This is a genomic window from Fischerella sp. PCC 9605, assembly GCF_000517105.1.
In the GTDB taxonomy this organism is placed as follows: domain Bacteria; phylum Cyanobacteriota; class Cyanobacteriia; order Cyanobacteriales; family Nostocaceae; genus PCC9605.
Map to the genome: position 1 here is coordinate 247,900 of NZ_KI912151.1, position 16,225 is coordinate 264,124.

The window sequence follows — 16,225 nt, forward strand, 5'->3', positions numbered from 1 at the left end:
TTAAGACGTTAGTATATGTTTATGTGATTTTATTCAAAAATGAATTATCAATATTTATACTAATTAGTTTATTTTTTGATGTTTGTTTTTGATTTTTATACCTTTGATATATTTTAACTTAACCTTAACAAAATATAATTACAGACTTTAATTTAAAACAAATTTCATTACTTTTGATTTAATTGGAACTCAATATAGGAATTGTGCTACATATTTTGATTGTTGATGACAACCCAACCGATCGCCTACTCGTCAAACGTGAACTACAGCAGGAATTCCCAGAATTGCGAGTTACAGAAGTTGCAGATAGAAGCGAGTTTTTAAATGCGATCGCCAACAATAATTTTGCTCTCGTCGTCACCGATTACCAACTCCGTTGGAGCAATGGTTTGGAAATTTTGAGAGATACGAAGTCTCGCTACCCGAATTGTCCTGTAATTATGTTTACCAACTCGGGTAATGAAGAGATTGCCGTAACAGCCATGAAAGCTGGACTGGATGATTACATTATCAAATCTCCCCGGCATTATATCCGCCTAGCGGTTGCGGTTCGAGGTGCGTTGGAGCGAAAAGCCGCTCAACGCCGAGCGGCACTGTTAGAAAATAGGTTGCAATTATTACTTGAACGTCTAAATGTAGGGGTGTTTTCCTCTACTCTTGATGGTTGTTTGTTAGAAAGTAACCAAGCTTTTCTGCGTCTATTAGGCGTGAGTACTTTAGCAGAAACGCAAGCGGTGAATCTGTGCGAACTATTTTGGAAGCTTTCTCCTACTGACTCACAATCACAAGTACAGGAAATCATTCTCCCACAAGCTAATAGTCAATCAAAATACCTGCTGTTGACACAGTATTTAAACACCAACGATGACGAAGCTGTGATTGATGGAGTGGTTGAAGATATCACCGCACTCAAACAAGCAGAACTCGCCCTGCACCAGCTCAATGAAACGCTGGAATTGCGAGTTCAAGAACGTACAGCCGAATTAGAAGATGTTAATTCCCAACTAGAAGCATTTGCCTACTCAGTTTCTCACGACTTGCGTGCGCCTTTACGGGCAATTGAAGCATTTGCCCACATCTTGCTCTCTAACTACGCAACCGCATTAGATGCTAACGCACAGGATTATCTGGGGCGCATTGGGCGTGCTGCTGTTCTCATGAACACCCTTATTGAAAATTTACTTGACTACAGCCGCCTGAGCCGTTCTAAACTTCCTTTGGAAAGAGTTGATCTGAATGCAGCGATCGCCAAAGCTCTCACCCAACTAGAGGAAGAAATTAGGAGTAAACAGGCACACATAACTATAGTAGTTTCACTGCCTATAGTGTTAGCACACCCTGATACATTGCTGCAAGTTTTAATCAACCTGCTCGCAAATGCCATTAAGTTTGTAGCGCCAGGAGTACAGCCGCAAGTGCGAGTCTGGGCAGAAGAGGTTGAAGAGAGGGAGAGAGGGAGAGTGGGAGAGGGGGAGAGTGGAACAGAAAAGAATTCTTATTTCCCCCCATCTCCCCATCCCCCCTCCTTTTCTCCCTCCTCTCAATTTATTCGTCTGTGGATAGAAGACAATGGCATCGGAATTGCACAAGAGTATTATGAAAGAATTTTTGGTGTCTTTGAGCGCTTGCATGGAGAGGAAACTTATCCTGGCACTGGTATCGGTTTGGCAATTGTCCGCAAAGGAGTAGAGCGTATGGGTGGTCGAGTGGGTGTGGAGTCTACCGTAGGTCAGGGAAGCCGATTTTGGATAGATTTACGTAAGGTTCGGGTGTAAAAATTTTTGATGCTGCATATTCTGCTGGTAGATGACAATCCCAACGATCGCCTCATCGCTATCCACGGACTGAGGCGAACATTTGCTGAACTCGAAATTGTTTCAGCTGTGGATAATGATTCGCTTCAACAAGCGCTTTCACAAGGTGGTTTTGATTTGGCGATCACCGACTACCAGCTGCACTGGAGTGATGGCTTAAAGGTGCTAGAGGCGGTGAAAGCTATCTACCCAGACTGTCCAGTAATTATGTTTACCGATAGTGGCTCTGAAGAGGTAGCAGTCCAGGGTATGAAGGCGGGTTTAAGTGATTACGTACTCAAGGGACGAAATCACCTGCACCGCCTAAGCATTGCCGTACGCGAATGCTTGGAAAAGCAAAAGTTACGGCAAGAGTATGCAAACGCAGTTGAAAAACTGAGATTTTCCGAAGAAAACCTACGTTTTGCTTTAGAAGCTGGCAATATTATTGCTTATAGCTGGGATATCCAGACAGGGACGGTACATCGCTTGCAAAATGGTGGCATCAAAACTGGACTGGAACCCGATGGTGCTGTAGGCTCTTTTGAGCAAATTCTCAATGCTATTCACCCAGAAGATCGCGATCGCTTTCAAGCAAAAATTAGAACAGCCCTGAAGTTAAAGACACCCTACGAGTCAGAATATCGAATTTTGCAAGCAGATGGCTCGGTTACGTGGTTGTATGACAAAGGGCGACCTACATTTGATGAATCTGGCAAGCCAGTACAGATGTTTGGCATTGCGATGGACATTACTGCACGCAAACAAGCAGAAGAAGAACGTTCTCGTGCAGAAGCAAAAGAGCGTAGATATTTAAACCGCCTCAAACAACTGACAGCAGCCTCGCCCTTAATTAACTCCACCCTGTCTCTTGATGAAATTTTGCGGTTGATTGCAGACAAATCAAGAGAAATTATCGAAGCACATATGGCGATCGTGCATCTCACCCTAGACGGCAACTGGGCAGATACACTCACTAAGATTTCTCTAAGTGAAAAATATGCTCAATGGCGCGGCTATCAAGCATCACTAGATGGCTCTGGCATCTATACTTTAGTGTGTCAAATGCAACAACCAATGCGTTTGACACAAGCAGAGCTAAAAGTACATCCTGCTTGGTGCTCTTTTGGTAAAGCAGCTCGAAAGCACCCACCCCTGCGGGGTTGGCTAGCAGCACCACTCAGATTCCGCAATGGCAAAAGCTTGGGAGTCATTCAGCTTTCTGACAAGTACGAAGGTGAATTTACCGAAGAGGATGAAAACATTTTAGTGCAATTAGCGCAGATGGCTGCGGCGGCAATTGATAATGCACAACTTTATGAAGAATCTCAACAAGCCAATCGAGTCAAGGATGAGTTTTTGGCTATTCTCTCCCATGAACTCAGGTCGCCCCTCAATGCTATTTTAGGTTGGTCACAAATACTACTTTCCCATAAATTGGAGCCAGCAGCTACAACTCGGGCATTGGAAATTATCGAGCGCAATGCTCGCTTGCAAACTCAATTGATTGAAGACTTATTAGATGTTTCCCGAATTATCCGGAGCAAGCTGCGTTTGAGTGTTTGTTCGGTTAACCTCACCGTACCGATTGAAGCAGCAATTGATACCATGCGTTTAGCTGCTCAATCCAAGTCAATCGATTTGCTATTTACGATTTTAGATAGTGGACTGGGAGATAGCAGTGAGAATCAAAAATTCGAGGTTCTTGGTGATGTTAACCGTTTACAGCAAGTAGTCTGGAATTTACTTTCTAATGCCATCAAGTTTACTCCACCCGGAGGACGAATAGAAATCCGACTAGAACGAGTTGGCAGTGATGCCCGTATAACCATAAGCGACACAGGTAAGGGCATTTCTCCTGAATTTCTTCCCTATATTTTTGATTACTTTCGCCAAGCTGATGGCTCAACTACCAGAACTCACAGTGGACTTGGATTGGGGTTAGCGATTGTACGTCATATCATAGAATTACACGGGGGGACAATAAGTGCAGAAAGTCCGGGAGAAGGACAGGGAGCTACGTTCACAATCAGACTGCCACTTTTAAAAGCAGAAACACAAGAGGACACGGCGACACAGCGAAACGGTGAGACAGCGCTGCGGGAGGGTTTCCTAACCCAGGCGAGTACGTATACGCTTAGTGGATACTCTGACGAGAACCCGAAGGATGATGCTGTGGCAGAAAGTTTCTGTGCATCTTCTTCTGCTTCCCTCACCGGACTACGCATACTAATAGTTGATGATGAATCAGACACCCGTGAATTTTTGACTTTCTTACTTGAACAGCATAAAGCAAAGCCAATGGCAGTAGCCTCGGCAACTGAGGCGCTGCAAGCACTGAATACATTCAAACCGACAATTCTAATAAGCGACATTGGGATGCCAAACGAAAATGGCTACAGCTTACTCCGTAAAATCCGAAAATTAGCACCAGAAAAGGGAGGACAAATTCCCGCGATCGCTCTTACAGCTTATGCTAGAGAAGAAGATAAAAATCAAGCAATGAGTGCAGGTTTTCAGTTTCACATAGCTAAACCTGTAAAACCAACTGAGTTAGTCGCAGCTATTCTCGATTTAATAGGGGAAAGGGGAAAGGGGAAAGGGGAATGGGAAATAGGGAATAGGGAAAATAATTAACAACTCTTGACTCTTGACTAATTCCAATCTTGTTCTTCTTTCTTGGAGCGGCTTTTATAAATTCCACCAACGGCGTGAATGGCGCGAGTTTTCTCAAATAGCTCCGCTTCAGTAATACCCCATTGCTGTAAAATTTTATCTAGATCGCTTTGAATATCTCTTGCTCCAGGAAAGCCTTGATAGCGAATTCGCAATCTCGCTAGTTCAGCAAGGTTGTAGTCTGTCGCTTCACCAGCTATTAAACTACTTACAACAGAGCGATCGCGATTGTATAGAGGATGCTGTTGATCTTTGTTCATAATGGTTGTTGGTTGTTGGTTGTTGGTGGTTAGTAGTTGTACAGACGTGCCATGGCACGTCTGTACATTGGTTAGTGGTTAGTAGTTAGTAGATAGTAGTTAGTAGTTAGTGGTTAGTGGTGAGCTAGCGCGGTCTTGGGGGTTCCCCCCATGAGCGACTAGCGAACCCGAAGGGTTAGTGGTTATTCCCCCACTCTCCCCATCACCCCATCTCCCACTCTCCCCATCTCCCTCTCTCTCACTCCCGCACTCTTCTATTTTCTCCAAAAATAGACGGCTACCACACCTAAAATCTTACGGCTCTCCCCACTGCCGTTACACTTTAAATAAAGATACATTGTCCTTAAGAAAAGTAGACAATAATTCAGGTGAGGGTGAAAGTAACTTTACCCAAAGCCCAAGCAGCAAGGGAGCAAAACCCGCTATGTTTGAACATTTCACTTCCGAAGCTATTAAAGTAGTTATGCTCGCTCAGGAGGAAGCTCGGCGCCTGGGTCACAACTTCGTAGGAACTGAACAGATTCTCCTGGGTTTGCTGGGAGAAGGAAATGGGGTTGCTGCCAAAGTGCTGACTGAATTGGGCGTTACTCTCAAAGATGCACGACGCGAGGTCGAAAGAATTATTGGTCGGGGTTCTGGCTACCTACCACCGGAAATTCCTTTTACCCCTAAAGTAAAAACTTTATTCGAGCAATCTTTTAAAGAAGCTCGTAGTTTAGGACACAACTATATTGGTACTGAACACTTACTTTTGGGATTAACTGAGGCGGGTGAAGGAGTCGCCGCCAAAGTACTGCAAAATTTGGGTGTTGACCTCAAAAATGTCCGCACCGCAGTAATTCGTCGCTTGGGTGAGGCTACAGCTGTAAGTGCAGGTGGTAGTGGTATTCCCAGACGAACCCAAACATTAACTTTAGAGGAATTTGGTAGAAACCTCACCAAATTAGCACAAGAAGGTAAGCTCGATCCTGTAGTCGGTCGCGCCAAAGAAATTGAACGCGCTATCCAAATTCTTGGTCGTCGCACAAAGAATAACCCCGTTTTGATTGGTGAACCAGGAGTTGGTAAAACAGCGATCGCCGAAGGTCTAGCACAACGCATTGCCAACCAAGATGTCCCCGACATTTTGCAAGACAAGCAAGTTATTAGCCTTGACATGGGGTTACTGGTGGCAGGCACTCGCTTCCGTGGCGATTTTGAAGAACGCCTCAAGAAAATCATGGATGAAATCCGCTCTGTAGGCAATATCATCCTGGTGATTGATGAAATTCACACATTAGTTGGTGCTGGTGGTGTAGAAGGTGGCATGGATGCTGCCAATATCCTCAAGCCAGCATTGGCAAAAGGTGAAATGCAGTGCATTGGTGCAACCACTCTTGATGAGTACCGTCAGCATATCGAACGCGATGCCGCTTTAGAGCGTCGTTTCCAACCAATCATGGTTGGTGAACCTTCGGTAGAAGAAACGATTCAGATTCTACATGGTTTGCGCTCGGCTTACGAGCAACACCACAGAGTCAACATTTCCGATCAGGCGCTAATTGCAGCGGCTAATTTATCCGACCGTTACATTAGCGATCGCTTCTTGCCAGACAAAGCCATCGACTTGATTGATGAAGCAGGAAGCCGCGTACGTCTGCGGAGTTCAATGGTTTCTGCCAATCGCGAAACCAAGCGCGAATTAACTGCTGTAGGCAAAGCTAAAGACGAAGCCGTTAGAGCACAAGATTTTGACAAAGCTTCACAACTGCGCGATCGCGAGTTGGATCTCGAAGCTCAACTAGCAGATTCACAAAACGAACAATCTGTCAATAAGCCTATTGTTGACGAGGAAGACATTGCTCAAATCGTCGCCTCTTGGACTGGCGTACCAGTTAACAAACTGACCGAGTCTGAGTCGGAAATGCTGCTGCACTTAGAAGACACATTGCATCAGCGCCTCATCGGTCAAGAGCAAGCAGTTACATCTGTATCGCGTGCCATCCGGCGTGCCCGTGTAGGGTTGAAAAATCCCAATCGACCTATTGCTAGCTTTGTCTTTTCCGGGCCAACTGGAGTAGGTAAGACAGAATTGGCGAAGTCATTGGCAGCTTACTTCTTCGGTTCTGAAGAAGCGATGATTCGTCTGGATATGTCTGAGTTTATGGAACGCCATACCGTCTCCAAGCTGATTGGTTCGCCTCCTGGTTATGTTGGATACGACGAAGGCGGACAACTCACTGAAGCTGTGCGGCGCAGACCATACACAGTAGTGCTGTTCGACGAAATTGAGAAAGCACACCCCGATGTATTCAATATGCTGCTGCAAATCTTGGATGACGGTCATCTTACTGACGCCAAAGGTCGGAAAGTAGACTTTAAGAACACGCTGATTATTTTGACTTCCAACATCGGTTCACGAGTAATTGAAAAAGGTGGCGGTGGTTTGGGCTTCCAGTTTGGCGAAGATGAAGCCGAAGCAAGCTACAACCGCATTCGTACCTTGGTGAACGAGGAACTCAAAGCTTACTTCCGTCCCGAGTTTCTCAACCGTCTCGATGAAATTATCGTCTTCACCCAACTCAATAAAGATGAAGTCAAGCAAATTGCTGACATCATGCTTAAAGAAGTAACTAGCCGCCTAACTGAAAAAGGTATCGCCTTGGAAGTGAGCGATCGCTTCAAAGAACGTGTGCTGCAAGAAGGTTATAACCCCAGCTACGGTGCTAGACCGTTGCGTCGGGCGATTATGCGCCTCCTCGAAGATTCTCTGGCAGAAGCCATGCTGTCTGGTCAAATTACAGAAGGCGATACAGCTATTGTTGATGTTGATGATGACGGTCAAGTGACAGTACGCAAGTCAGAAAAACGAGAGTTAATGTTGGCAAATGTAGGGTAATATTTATACCAGTCACGTTGTTGCGCTAACATTTTAGAAACACTCTCGCTCCTACATTGCTTAGAGGAGCGATGTAGCACAGCCTCTGGCAAACATTGGGTGAAACGGTGATTTTTTACCTCTGGTAGAGATAAATACCAGAGGTTTTTTCATTAATTAGTAAGCCTGCCGCTACCACGGTCTTTTTCACTGCTCACGTTTTAGGAAAAAGTTAGAATACTTCTTTTGGCAAAATATCACCAAAGCTTAACGATATGAAGAATTAATATCTAAATACCGGATAGATATGATGCAAAATCGTCATATAACGACAATAACATCTCAATTCCCACTAATACCATTTCTCAAAAAAATGACTACAAATACTATTGGCTTGTAGTAAGCACAAAGCGTGCTTACTACGAACCATGTATAGCTCTACTTCTATATTCTTGAGGAATCTTCAAATAAGTTTTTTTGAAGACATAGATAATGTATGCTTTAGTTTTTGTTTAAAAAAATAATATATCTTAAATGTAATTGTAAAAAAAATTTATAAAAATGCAGCATAATCAAGAACCAAATTTATCTGATGCAGATTCACATCGCATTGAATACGACTCAGACGACTACAAGGCGCAGATAGTCCAGTGGGTAGATAAAATGAAATCAACGGATGACTTGCTAAAGGTTGTATCTGAGCTTGAAAAACTCCCTTTAGACTTGAGGCGTAAAGTTTTAGAAGCTGTTGTTGAAACCTACATTCTCCACTTTCCTGAGTCAAGCGAATCATATTTTTCAGAGTGGTACTAGAAAATTTATATAAATTGTGAAAAGTATGATCTAGAGGAGTGTGACTAGTTGTCGCACTCCTTATGCTTGCTCAAAACTGCGATCGCGACAGGTGAAATGGGGAGGGTGGGGACTTTCGCGAGCCATTAAATTTAGAAGTGTGAAGTTAATATTTAGATTTTCATCAAATTAGTTACTATTTGTAATCTTTAAGATTTTCTTTAGATTTAGGAGCTAAGATGTTTTTAAGTTTTTCTTGAGATTTCAAATAGTACCACCAGAGGTATGAATTATGAACTCTTCAACTTTACGTTTTCTTTGGTCTGTGATTGAACAAATCCAGCCCACTGCTCTTTTAGAAGTCAGTGACACAGATTTAGTTAAGCACTTATTAAAACAGCTTGACAATAGAAAAGCGCTCAATAGTGAAGAGAATAGCACTATTAGCGCTTACCTTTACTCTAGAACTGCGTTAATACGTGACTTAGCTATGGCACGTTTAGCATAAAGCACGCTTCAATACCGATAAGTGTCACTAAGACGTTTCCTCGCTTGATATTCCCTTAACGCTCCTTGGGAAACTACAGTTCGCCCATCTCTTCTAAAAGTGGGAATCTCACCTTTTTGCAAAGCCATAAACAGATGGCTTTGACTCATGTGCAAACGCCTAGCAGCCTCTACGAGTGAAACACCGCGTCTGACCATACTGCTTTTTCCTTATTTCTGGTTAACAGAAGCCGTAAGCTGGACTAGATATAAAGAAATCCTTAAGAATTATAGCACTATTTCGATGAGAATCTAATAAGATCTAAGCTCAGGTTGCTATTCATACTAGGTTGCAGTCAAAGATAGTACTTCCCTCTCCCCGCCTGTCGACACCCCTCTCCCAATTTGGGAGAGGGGAGGGGGAGAGGGCACGAATTGCTGTATCTGAACACAACTTGGTATCATCTAGCCAGTTGTACGCTAAAGAGCGATCGCCATGTGCGTTGTTGTGAAAGTTCGTAGTTAGGGCTTTAGCCCTTGAAATTGAGCGATAAATCGCTCACTACAAACCTCTCAGAATTAATGCGATGAACCACTAGGAAAAAGCTGATTTCTTCCAAGCAAAAATTACTGCATGTTCACATCGCCAAGTTGCTTCGCTGAAATACTACTGAAAGATTATTAGCTGGCATTTGATAAGTATTTAGCAAAGTCAGATTTTGCATCCTCGCTGCTGCTACAACCTCATCGAGGTCACGCAGACCCCATTCTGAGTTGCGGGTACGTAGATATTCATCAAAAGCTGCGTTACTCGGTGCGGTGTGTTTTCCACCTTGCTTAAATGCTCCATACAAATAGAGAATACCACCAGACGGAAGAATGCGACTCGCACCTGCAATTAGTCCCAAGCAAGTAGACCACGGTGAAATGTGGATCATGTTGATATTGACTATGGCTGTAATTGGTGGCGCACCGATAGGTGCTTCTTTTTCTACTGCCCAGACTAGTTCGCGTACATCAATGTGCAGAGGCGAGTAAAGATTGTCACAAGGTAAATGTTTTCTCCAGGCAGCAATGCTGGCACGATACTTGGGATTGGGGTCAGAAGGTATCCATTTGCGAGGTGTTAGACGAGGAGCAAAAAACACTGCATGTTCTCCAGTACCGCTAGCAATTTCTAAAACAGTACCAGTTGTAGGTAATACTCGTAAAAGCACCTCTAAAATCGGTTCGCGATTGCGCTGCGTTGCTGGGGCGTATTGCCGCTCGTCTTGTGATATATTCATCAAGTTTGTAACAGTTTGTTGAGCAAGGTTAATCACAGCAACTATAGCGGTTTTTGCAATTCCAAGCCTATTTGGTGAATTGGCAGTTGCACTGTAAACGTGGCTCCTTTACCGATTCCCTCACTGGCAGCATAAACATTACCATGATGCATCTCAACCAAATGACGAACAATGGCTAGTCCCAATCCCAGTCCCCCAAATTTTCTCGTTGTTGTACCGTCTGCTTGCCGGAAGCGATCGAATACATGGGGCAGAAAATCAGGACTGATGCCTTGTCCAGTATCGCTGACCGTAATTTGAGCAAATGTGTTGATTTGCTCCAGTTCAACTTGCACTCGACCGGTAGGGGGAGTAAATTTGATGGCGTTAGAAAGGAGATTCATAATAATTTGCTGCAAGCGTTCCGCGTCTCCCATCACTCGACCGATAAATGGACTGAGGATAGGCTCTATTTGGATAGACTTTGCCTGAGCTAATGGTAGGATGTCGTCTATTGCAGCATAGACGATGGGAACTAGGTAGACGGGTTGTAATTCCAAACGTAGTTTGTTTTGAATAATCAGCGAGACATCAAGAATATCCTCAATCAGTTTTTTTTGATGTTTAGCATTGCGCTCAATTGTTTCTAAAGCTTTTATGGCGATCGCTTCATTTACTTGCCGAGTTCTCAGTATCTGCGTCCACCCCAACATGGAGTTAAGTGGGGTACGTAATTCATGAGAAACAATTGCTAAAAACTCGTCTTTGAGGCGGTTGGCGGCTTCGGCTTCAGTTCTGGCTGCTTGTTCTCGGGCAATTAATTGTTTACGTTCTTCCTCAGCTTGTCGGCGTTGTGTCGTATCGCGCCAAGTCACAACCACCCCATCCCCAAATTTCACAGCCCGAATATCATAAGCTTTAGTAATATGCTGCTGACCATCGCATTCTTCGCAGAGCAATAATTCTTTCACTAGTGGTTGACCAGTTTCTACTACCTGAGAGTATTCCGCAAACAGCCCACTTGTTCGATGCACGGGCATTAATTCGCACAGTCGCTTGCTCAATTGTTGCTCTGCTGTCATACCGTGATTGACACAAGCCGCTGCATTCACATACTCAATACGGAAGTCTTCTATTTCACCTGATGTATCACGAATAGCACAGTAAATACCGAAGCAGTCCAGCATTGTTTCCACAGAGGTGCGGAATAGTTCTTCACTTTTTCGTAATTCCGCTTCTGCTCGCCTGAGTGATTCTCGTTCTTTGGCTTCCCGTAATGCTCGCTGCACAGCCGGAGCTAGTCGCTCCAAACGTTGTTTCAATACATAATCTGTAGCGCCGCCTTTGAGAGTTTCAATCACTCTTTCTTCGCCCAATATCCCAGAAATAATAATAAACGGTACGTGCGGACAGATAGCATGAGCAAACTCTAGAGCGGAGAATCCATCAAAGGAGGGAAGGGCGTAATCTGCCAGGATCAAATCAAAGGTTTCGCTTTTGAGAGCTTCTACGAACCCAGTGCGAGTTTCTACCCGCACTAATTCGCAATCTATTCCACTCCTTTTCAAGGTTGCACCGATGAGTTCGGCGTCTGCCCAAGAATCTTCTAGCAGCAGAATACGCATCATGATATTATTATTGTGAACTTCGGATCGCAGCTTTCCTATATAAAATAAATAGGAAAAATAAACGGGAGCTTTGTAGCATTATTTTCAAGGGATTTGATGGATCTAGACATCTAGCCTACGATGTAGATTCTGTAATTGTTGTTTTTTGGTAGTTCTTGGTTGGTGGTTAATTGTTCCATAGACGCGCCAGCTGCTTAAGGCAGCATACAACAACCAACAACCAACAACCAACAAACAACAAATAACAACCAACAAACAACTACTTACTAACTTTTGGCAGAGTAAAGTATATTGTTGCTCCATTATTTATCGCTCCTTCAGCCCAAACTCTACCACCATGTCTATAGATAATCCGTTGGACATTTGCAAGTCCTAAACCTGTCCCTTCAAACTGTGTTTGGCTATGAAGGCGTTGAAATATAGTAAATAGCCTATTGGCATACTGCATATCAAACCCAACGCCGTTGTCTCGGATGAAAAAAACAGTTTCTTGTTCGCTATCAATGCTGCCAATGGTAATGACTGGTTGCTGGCAGGGTCGAGTGAATTTAACCGCATTTTCGATCAAATTTTGCCATACTAAACGCAACAAAGAGCGATCGCCCCACACGTGGGGTAGTTGCAGTATGTACCAAATTATGCGTTGGTCGGGAATAACCATGTCAATTTGCAACTTCACCTCCCAAACCAGACGGTTCATATCGACAGTAGAGTAATGCATTTCTGTCCGTCCGGTACGGGAATAAACTAGCAAGTCGTCGATCATTTTGCCTGCTTGGCTAGTTAATTCTAAAATTGCTTTTAGATAATATAGGCTAGTTTCATCGCTGGTTATTGCTTCCAGGTGTTCTTTTAATAGATTTACAAATCCGTCTATTTGGCGAATTGGCGATCGCAGATCGTGGGATACTGAGTAGGCAAAAGCCTCTAATTCGCGGTTAATAGCTTCTAATTGAGCTGTGCGCTCTTGGACTCGACGTTCTAACGTTTGGTTGAACTGGCGAATTTCTGCTTCTGCTTGCTTGCGGTCTGTAATATCATCCAATAAGCCATCAATAAAGGTTTCACCATCAAGCTGATTGAGGGTTTCGATAAATAATACCCAAACGTTAGTACCATCAGAGCGTTGGATCTGCACTTCCCGTTCCCAGTTTTGCTCAAATAGATGATTGGTGATAAAAGAGTGAAGTTGCTCGCGAATAAATGACTGAGCCTCCTCTAGGGATGGCAAGCCCAAGATATTTAAAAACGCCGTATTTACATCTAATAGTTGACCTTGGAGTGTAGTACGAAATACACCTAAGCGAAGTTGATTTAGTAACGATTGCAAGCGCAGTTCTAGTTGAGATACTTTACGGTGAGTTTGAGATTGTTCCCACAATGTTTTCACAGCTTGAGTGAGGCGAATAAAATGTTTTGTCGATTTAATTACATAATCATCAAGTCCCGCTTTCATCGCCTCAACCGCGATTTCCTGAGAACCAGTATTGGTAAACATAATCACAGGACAATTGCGATCGCGAGCTTTGACAGCACGCAAAATCTCTAAGCCATTTGTCCAGTTCAATTGATAATCAGTAATTACTAAATCGAAACGATGCGCTGCTAATGTTTGAGCTAGTGCATCCGCATCAATGATTTCGCTCACCTCAACCCAAGGAAACTCTCGGTTTAGCTCTCTAATCACAAGCAAGCGATCGTCTGGGTTATCATCCACCAGCAAGATGCGTTGAATTGAATGGTCTTGATTGCTCATTGCTAGTTGTTTGCCCAGTGAATTAGAATTCGCAGGCAATTGACTATACGTTACGGCAGAAATAAGTAGGTCAACATAATTAAATGTAAAATATTTTGTATTTTATACGGACGAGCAGGATGCCCACCCCACAATATTATTAAATCTCTTGTGGGGTGGGCTTCTAGCCCGACTCCGTTTTTAGTTTATTTATGCCTTTCTACTTAAAACTACCATTTAAAACAGCACAAAAGCCCAGGATACAATTCTTTTGACTTTTAACTTTTAACTGACTCGGTAGCGGTACTAGGTGAAGTAAACCGAAGAATATTGGTTGAAATTCAACCAGTAGGAGTTGAATACCTGCATCATCTCTTGCAAAGCATTAAATGCAACAGGTTTGATCAGATAGGAGTTTACTCCTATATCATAGGCGCGATCAACATCGACATTTTCCCGCGATGATGTGAGAATCACCACCGGGATTCGCTTGAGCAACGGCTGCTGCTTCAGCCATTCTAGTACTTCCAGACCTGAACGACGCGGTAGTTTTAAATCTAGCAGTATTAACGCTGGTAATGGGTAGTTTTCTCGTTGTGCATAGCAACCTTGACCTTCAAGGTACATAATCGCCTCATCTCCATCTTTCACAACCAAGATGGGATGGTTAAAATTAGACCGACGAAATGCCCTCTCTATCAAGAAAATGTCGTTAGGGTCGTCCTCTACCAGCAAGATACTATGTTCACTTACATTCATCATTACAACCCTGGCTCCTTGAAATTTCCTAGTTCTAGACGCCAGTAAAGAATTCAATAGTAGAGGTTTTACTCGTGCTAAACAGAGATTTCATCACGACATTTGGTCACTAATTATACTCACTTTTCATGAAGGCGATCGCTAAAGCTTGAATAAGTTTTTTTTCAAGCATTTTCTAGGATGACATAATTCTACCCAACACTCTGTACGGTACCGTACATAAAAATCAATTTTTTAATTTAAGTATTAAAAATTCTTTTCCCTAGTTCCTAACCCCTGATTCAAGTATTTTCGTCGTCCAGCAAACGCTCGAACTCTTGTTTAATAAAACCATAACACTCACAAGCAGTTGCCTCCAAAGCAGAGCGATTGAGAATTGTAATCCGACCTCGGCTGTAGCGAATAATACCTGCTTGTTGCAGCATGCCAGCCGCCACCGTCACACCAGAACGCCGCGTACCCAGCAATTCAGAGATAAACTCTTGAGTGATTTGTATAGTATCAGAAGCTGTGTGATCTTGAGCAGTAAGCAGCCAACGGGCTAATCGCGCTTCTAGGGAATGGTGACGATTGCAAGCAGCAGTTTGACCGATTTGGGTGAGTAGCGCTTGGGTATACAGTAGCAGTCGCCTTTGCAGAATTCCACCGCGATTAAATTCCCGTTTCAGGATCTTGGCATCTATCTTCATAGCAGTACCTGCAACTTGCACGATAGTGCGGGTTGTTGTGTATTCTCCTCCCAAAAATGCAGGATAGCCCACAACTCCGTTACCACCAACCATGCACACTTCAGTTGTCCAGCCATCCTCCAAAACAGCAATTAAAGACACCATTGCCCGATTCGGGAAATAGACATGCTTAATCTTTTCCCCGGCTTCATAAAGGACTTGACCGAGGGAGAGTGAAACCTCTTCTAGATGGGGAGCAAGGCGCTGGAATTCAGACTGTGGTAGAGCCAGTAGCAGTTGATTAACTAGCACGGCATCGCTTCCATCACTTCAAAATCAAGCATTTTAAATTGACACGGCTGGAGTAGCGCTGTCTGTACGGTACCGTACATAAAGACATACTGCTTGGCAAAAGCATTAAAAACTGAGTAAGCGAGCGAACTCGTTTTTGACTATGTCATAACACTCGCAGGCAGTTGCTTCCAGTGCGGCTCGATTCAGAATTACGATTTTTCCACGGCTGTAGCGGATCATTCCTTCTTGTTGCAAACTACCCGCTGCAACTGTGATTGTAGCGCGACGGGTTCCCATCAAGTCAGCGATGTACTGCTGAGTCAGGAAAATCTCATCTCGACCAAGACAATCTTGGACGCACAAAAGCCAACGGGCAAGTTGTTGTTCAATAGAATGGTGAGATTTACAGACCGCATTTTGGCTAATCTGGGTTACAAGTGCTTGGGTATATAGCAGCAGTTTTTTTTGCAGCACTCCCCCCCGCTCAAATTCGCGCTGGAGAATTTCAGCATCCATTGTCAGCGCACCATCTGCTATCTGTACGATCGCACGATTATTGGTAAATTGGCCACCTAAGAATGCGGGGATGCCAATGATGCCTTCGTTGCCCACTAAGGCAAATTCGGTAATTGAGTTGTTGCTGAGAACGCAAATCAGGGACACCATCGAGCGAGTGGGAAAATAGACCTGTTGAATCACTTCCCCTCGTTCATAGAGGATTTGCCCCTGACAGAGATTCACGTGTTTTAGATGGGGAGCGATGCGCTTATACTCCTCATCCGGTAAAGATGCCAAGAGTTGGTTAATAGACCTGGGATCGCTATCGGATGGAGACATGCTGTTGTCTGTTGTCAGAACAATCAAGACGTCCAGTGGCTGCAAGAGTATGGAAAGCATACCCCCAGAGCTACTGATGACGTGATCGGTTGTCACAGGTTAATAAAAATTAGCAAACGACTTCTTCTTCCTGCTGGGAGATTCGTACGTTAGCGTACAGATTATAAAGGAATAA

Annotated in this window: 13 protein-coding genes; 5 read left to right on the forward strand and 8 right to left on the reverse strand. The window is 43.8% G+C overall.

Features of this window, described 5'->3' with window-relative positions:
* Positions 1–203: 203 nt before the first annotated feature.
* Together FIS9605_RS0126095 and FIS9605_RS38235 are read left to right on the forward strand one after the other, a co-directional pair.
* A complete protein-coding gene (locus FIS9605_RS0126095) occupies positions 204–1,775 on the forward strand; it encodes a sensor histidine kinase (protein WP_026735211.1) in 1,572 nt (523 codons plus the stop codon).
* Positions 1,776–1,784: 9 nt separating this feature from the next.
* On the forward strand, positions 1,785–4,430 hold the full coding sequence (locus FIS9605_RS38235; protein ID WP_051470148.1) for a hybrid sensor histidine kinase/response regulator: 2,646 nt from the start codon (positions 1,785–1,787) through the stop codon (positions 4,428–4,430).
* Positions 4,431–4,447: 17 nt separating this feature from the next.
* Here the strand turns inward: FIS9605_RS38235 and FIS9605_RS0126105 are convergent, their stop codons facing one another.
* Positions 4,448–4,729, reverse strand: coding sequence for a DUF3288 family protein (locus FIS9605_RS0126105; RefSeq protein ID WP_026735212.1), 282 nt, complete (start codon positions 4,727–4,729; stop codon positions 4,448–4,450).
* 424 nt (positions 4,730–5,153) lie between these two features.
* On the opposite strand from FIS9605_RS0126105, the gene FIS9605_RS0126110 reads away from it, so the two are divergent.
* From FIS9605_RS0126110 to FIS9605_RS0126120, 3 genes are all read left to right on the forward strand, one after another.
* Positions 5,154–7,607 (forward strand): ATP-dependent Clp protease ATP-binding subunit, encoded by a 2,454-nt coding sequence (locus FIS9605_RS0126110; RefSeq protein WP_026735213.1) that lies wholly within the window; start codon positions 5,154–5,156, stop codon positions 7,605–7,607.
* A gap of 540 nt (positions 7,608–8,147) precedes the next feature.
* A complete protein-coding gene (locus tag FIS9605_RS0126115) occupies positions 8,148–8,399 on the forward strand; it encodes a hypothetical protein (RefSeq protein ID WP_026735214.1) in 252 nt (83 codons plus the stop codon).
* A 271-nt stretch (positions 8,400–8,670) separates the two neighbouring features.
* Complete coding sequence (locus FIS9605_RS0126120) at positions 8,671–8,886, forward strand: hypothetical protein (protein ID WP_026735215.1); 216 nt, start codon at positions 8,671–8,673, stop codon at positions 8,884–8,886.
* An 8-nt stretch (positions 8,887–8,894) separates the two neighbouring features.
* On the opposite strand, the gene FIS9605_RS0126125 is transcribed toward FIS9605_RS0126120, so the two are convergent.
* The 7 genes from FIS9605_RS0126125 to FIS9605_RS0126155 form a co-directional block, all read right to left on the reverse strand.
* Positions 8,895–9,083, reverse strand: a complete 189-nt coding sequence (locus FIS9605_RS0126125) for a hypothetical protein (RefSeq protein WP_026735216.1) — start codon at positions 9,081–9,083, stop codon at positions 8,895–8,897.
* Positions 9,084–9,502: 419 nt separating this feature from the next.
* Entirely contained in the window at positions 9,503–10,150 is a 648-nt protein-coding gene (locus tag FIS9605_RS0126130) for a DUF938 domain-containing protein (protein ID WP_026735217.1), read from the reverse strand.
* A gap of 41 nt (positions 10,151–10,191) precedes the next feature.
* Positions 10,192–11,757, reverse strand: coding sequence for a sensor histidine kinase (locus tag FIS9605_RS38240; protein WP_035140247.1), 1,566 nt, complete (start codon positions 11,755–11,757; stop codon positions 10,192–10,194).
* Positions 11,758–12,016: 259 nt separating this feature from the next.
* On the reverse strand, positions 12,017–13,513 hold the full coding sequence (locus tag FIS9605_RS0126140) for a sensor histidine kinase (protein ID WP_026735218.1): 1,497 nt from the start codon (positions 13,511–13,513) through the stop codon (positions 12,017–12,019).
* Between the two features lie 285 nt (positions 13,514–13,798).
* Complete coding sequence (locus FIS9605_RS0126145; protein WP_442854738.1) at positions 13,799–14,251, reverse strand: response regulator; 453 nt, start codon at positions 14,249–14,251, stop codon at positions 13,799–13,801.
* A 281-nt stretch (positions 14,252–14,532) separates the two neighbouring features.
* A complete protein-coding gene (locus FIS9605_RS0126150) occupies positions 14,533–15,231 on the reverse strand; it encodes a Crp/Fnr family transcriptional regulator (RefSeq protein WP_026735220.1) in 699 nt (232 codons plus the stop codon).
* A 105-nt stretch (positions 15,232–15,336) separates the two neighbouring features.
* The gene (locus FIS9605_RS0126155; protein WP_026735221.1) at positions 15,337–16,050 is read right to left on the reverse strand and encodes a Crp/Fnr family transcriptional regulator; all 714 of its coding nucleotides are present in this window, start codon (positions 16,048–16,050) and stop codon (positions 15,337–15,339) included.
* Positions 16,051–16,225: the final 175 nt, after the last annotated feature.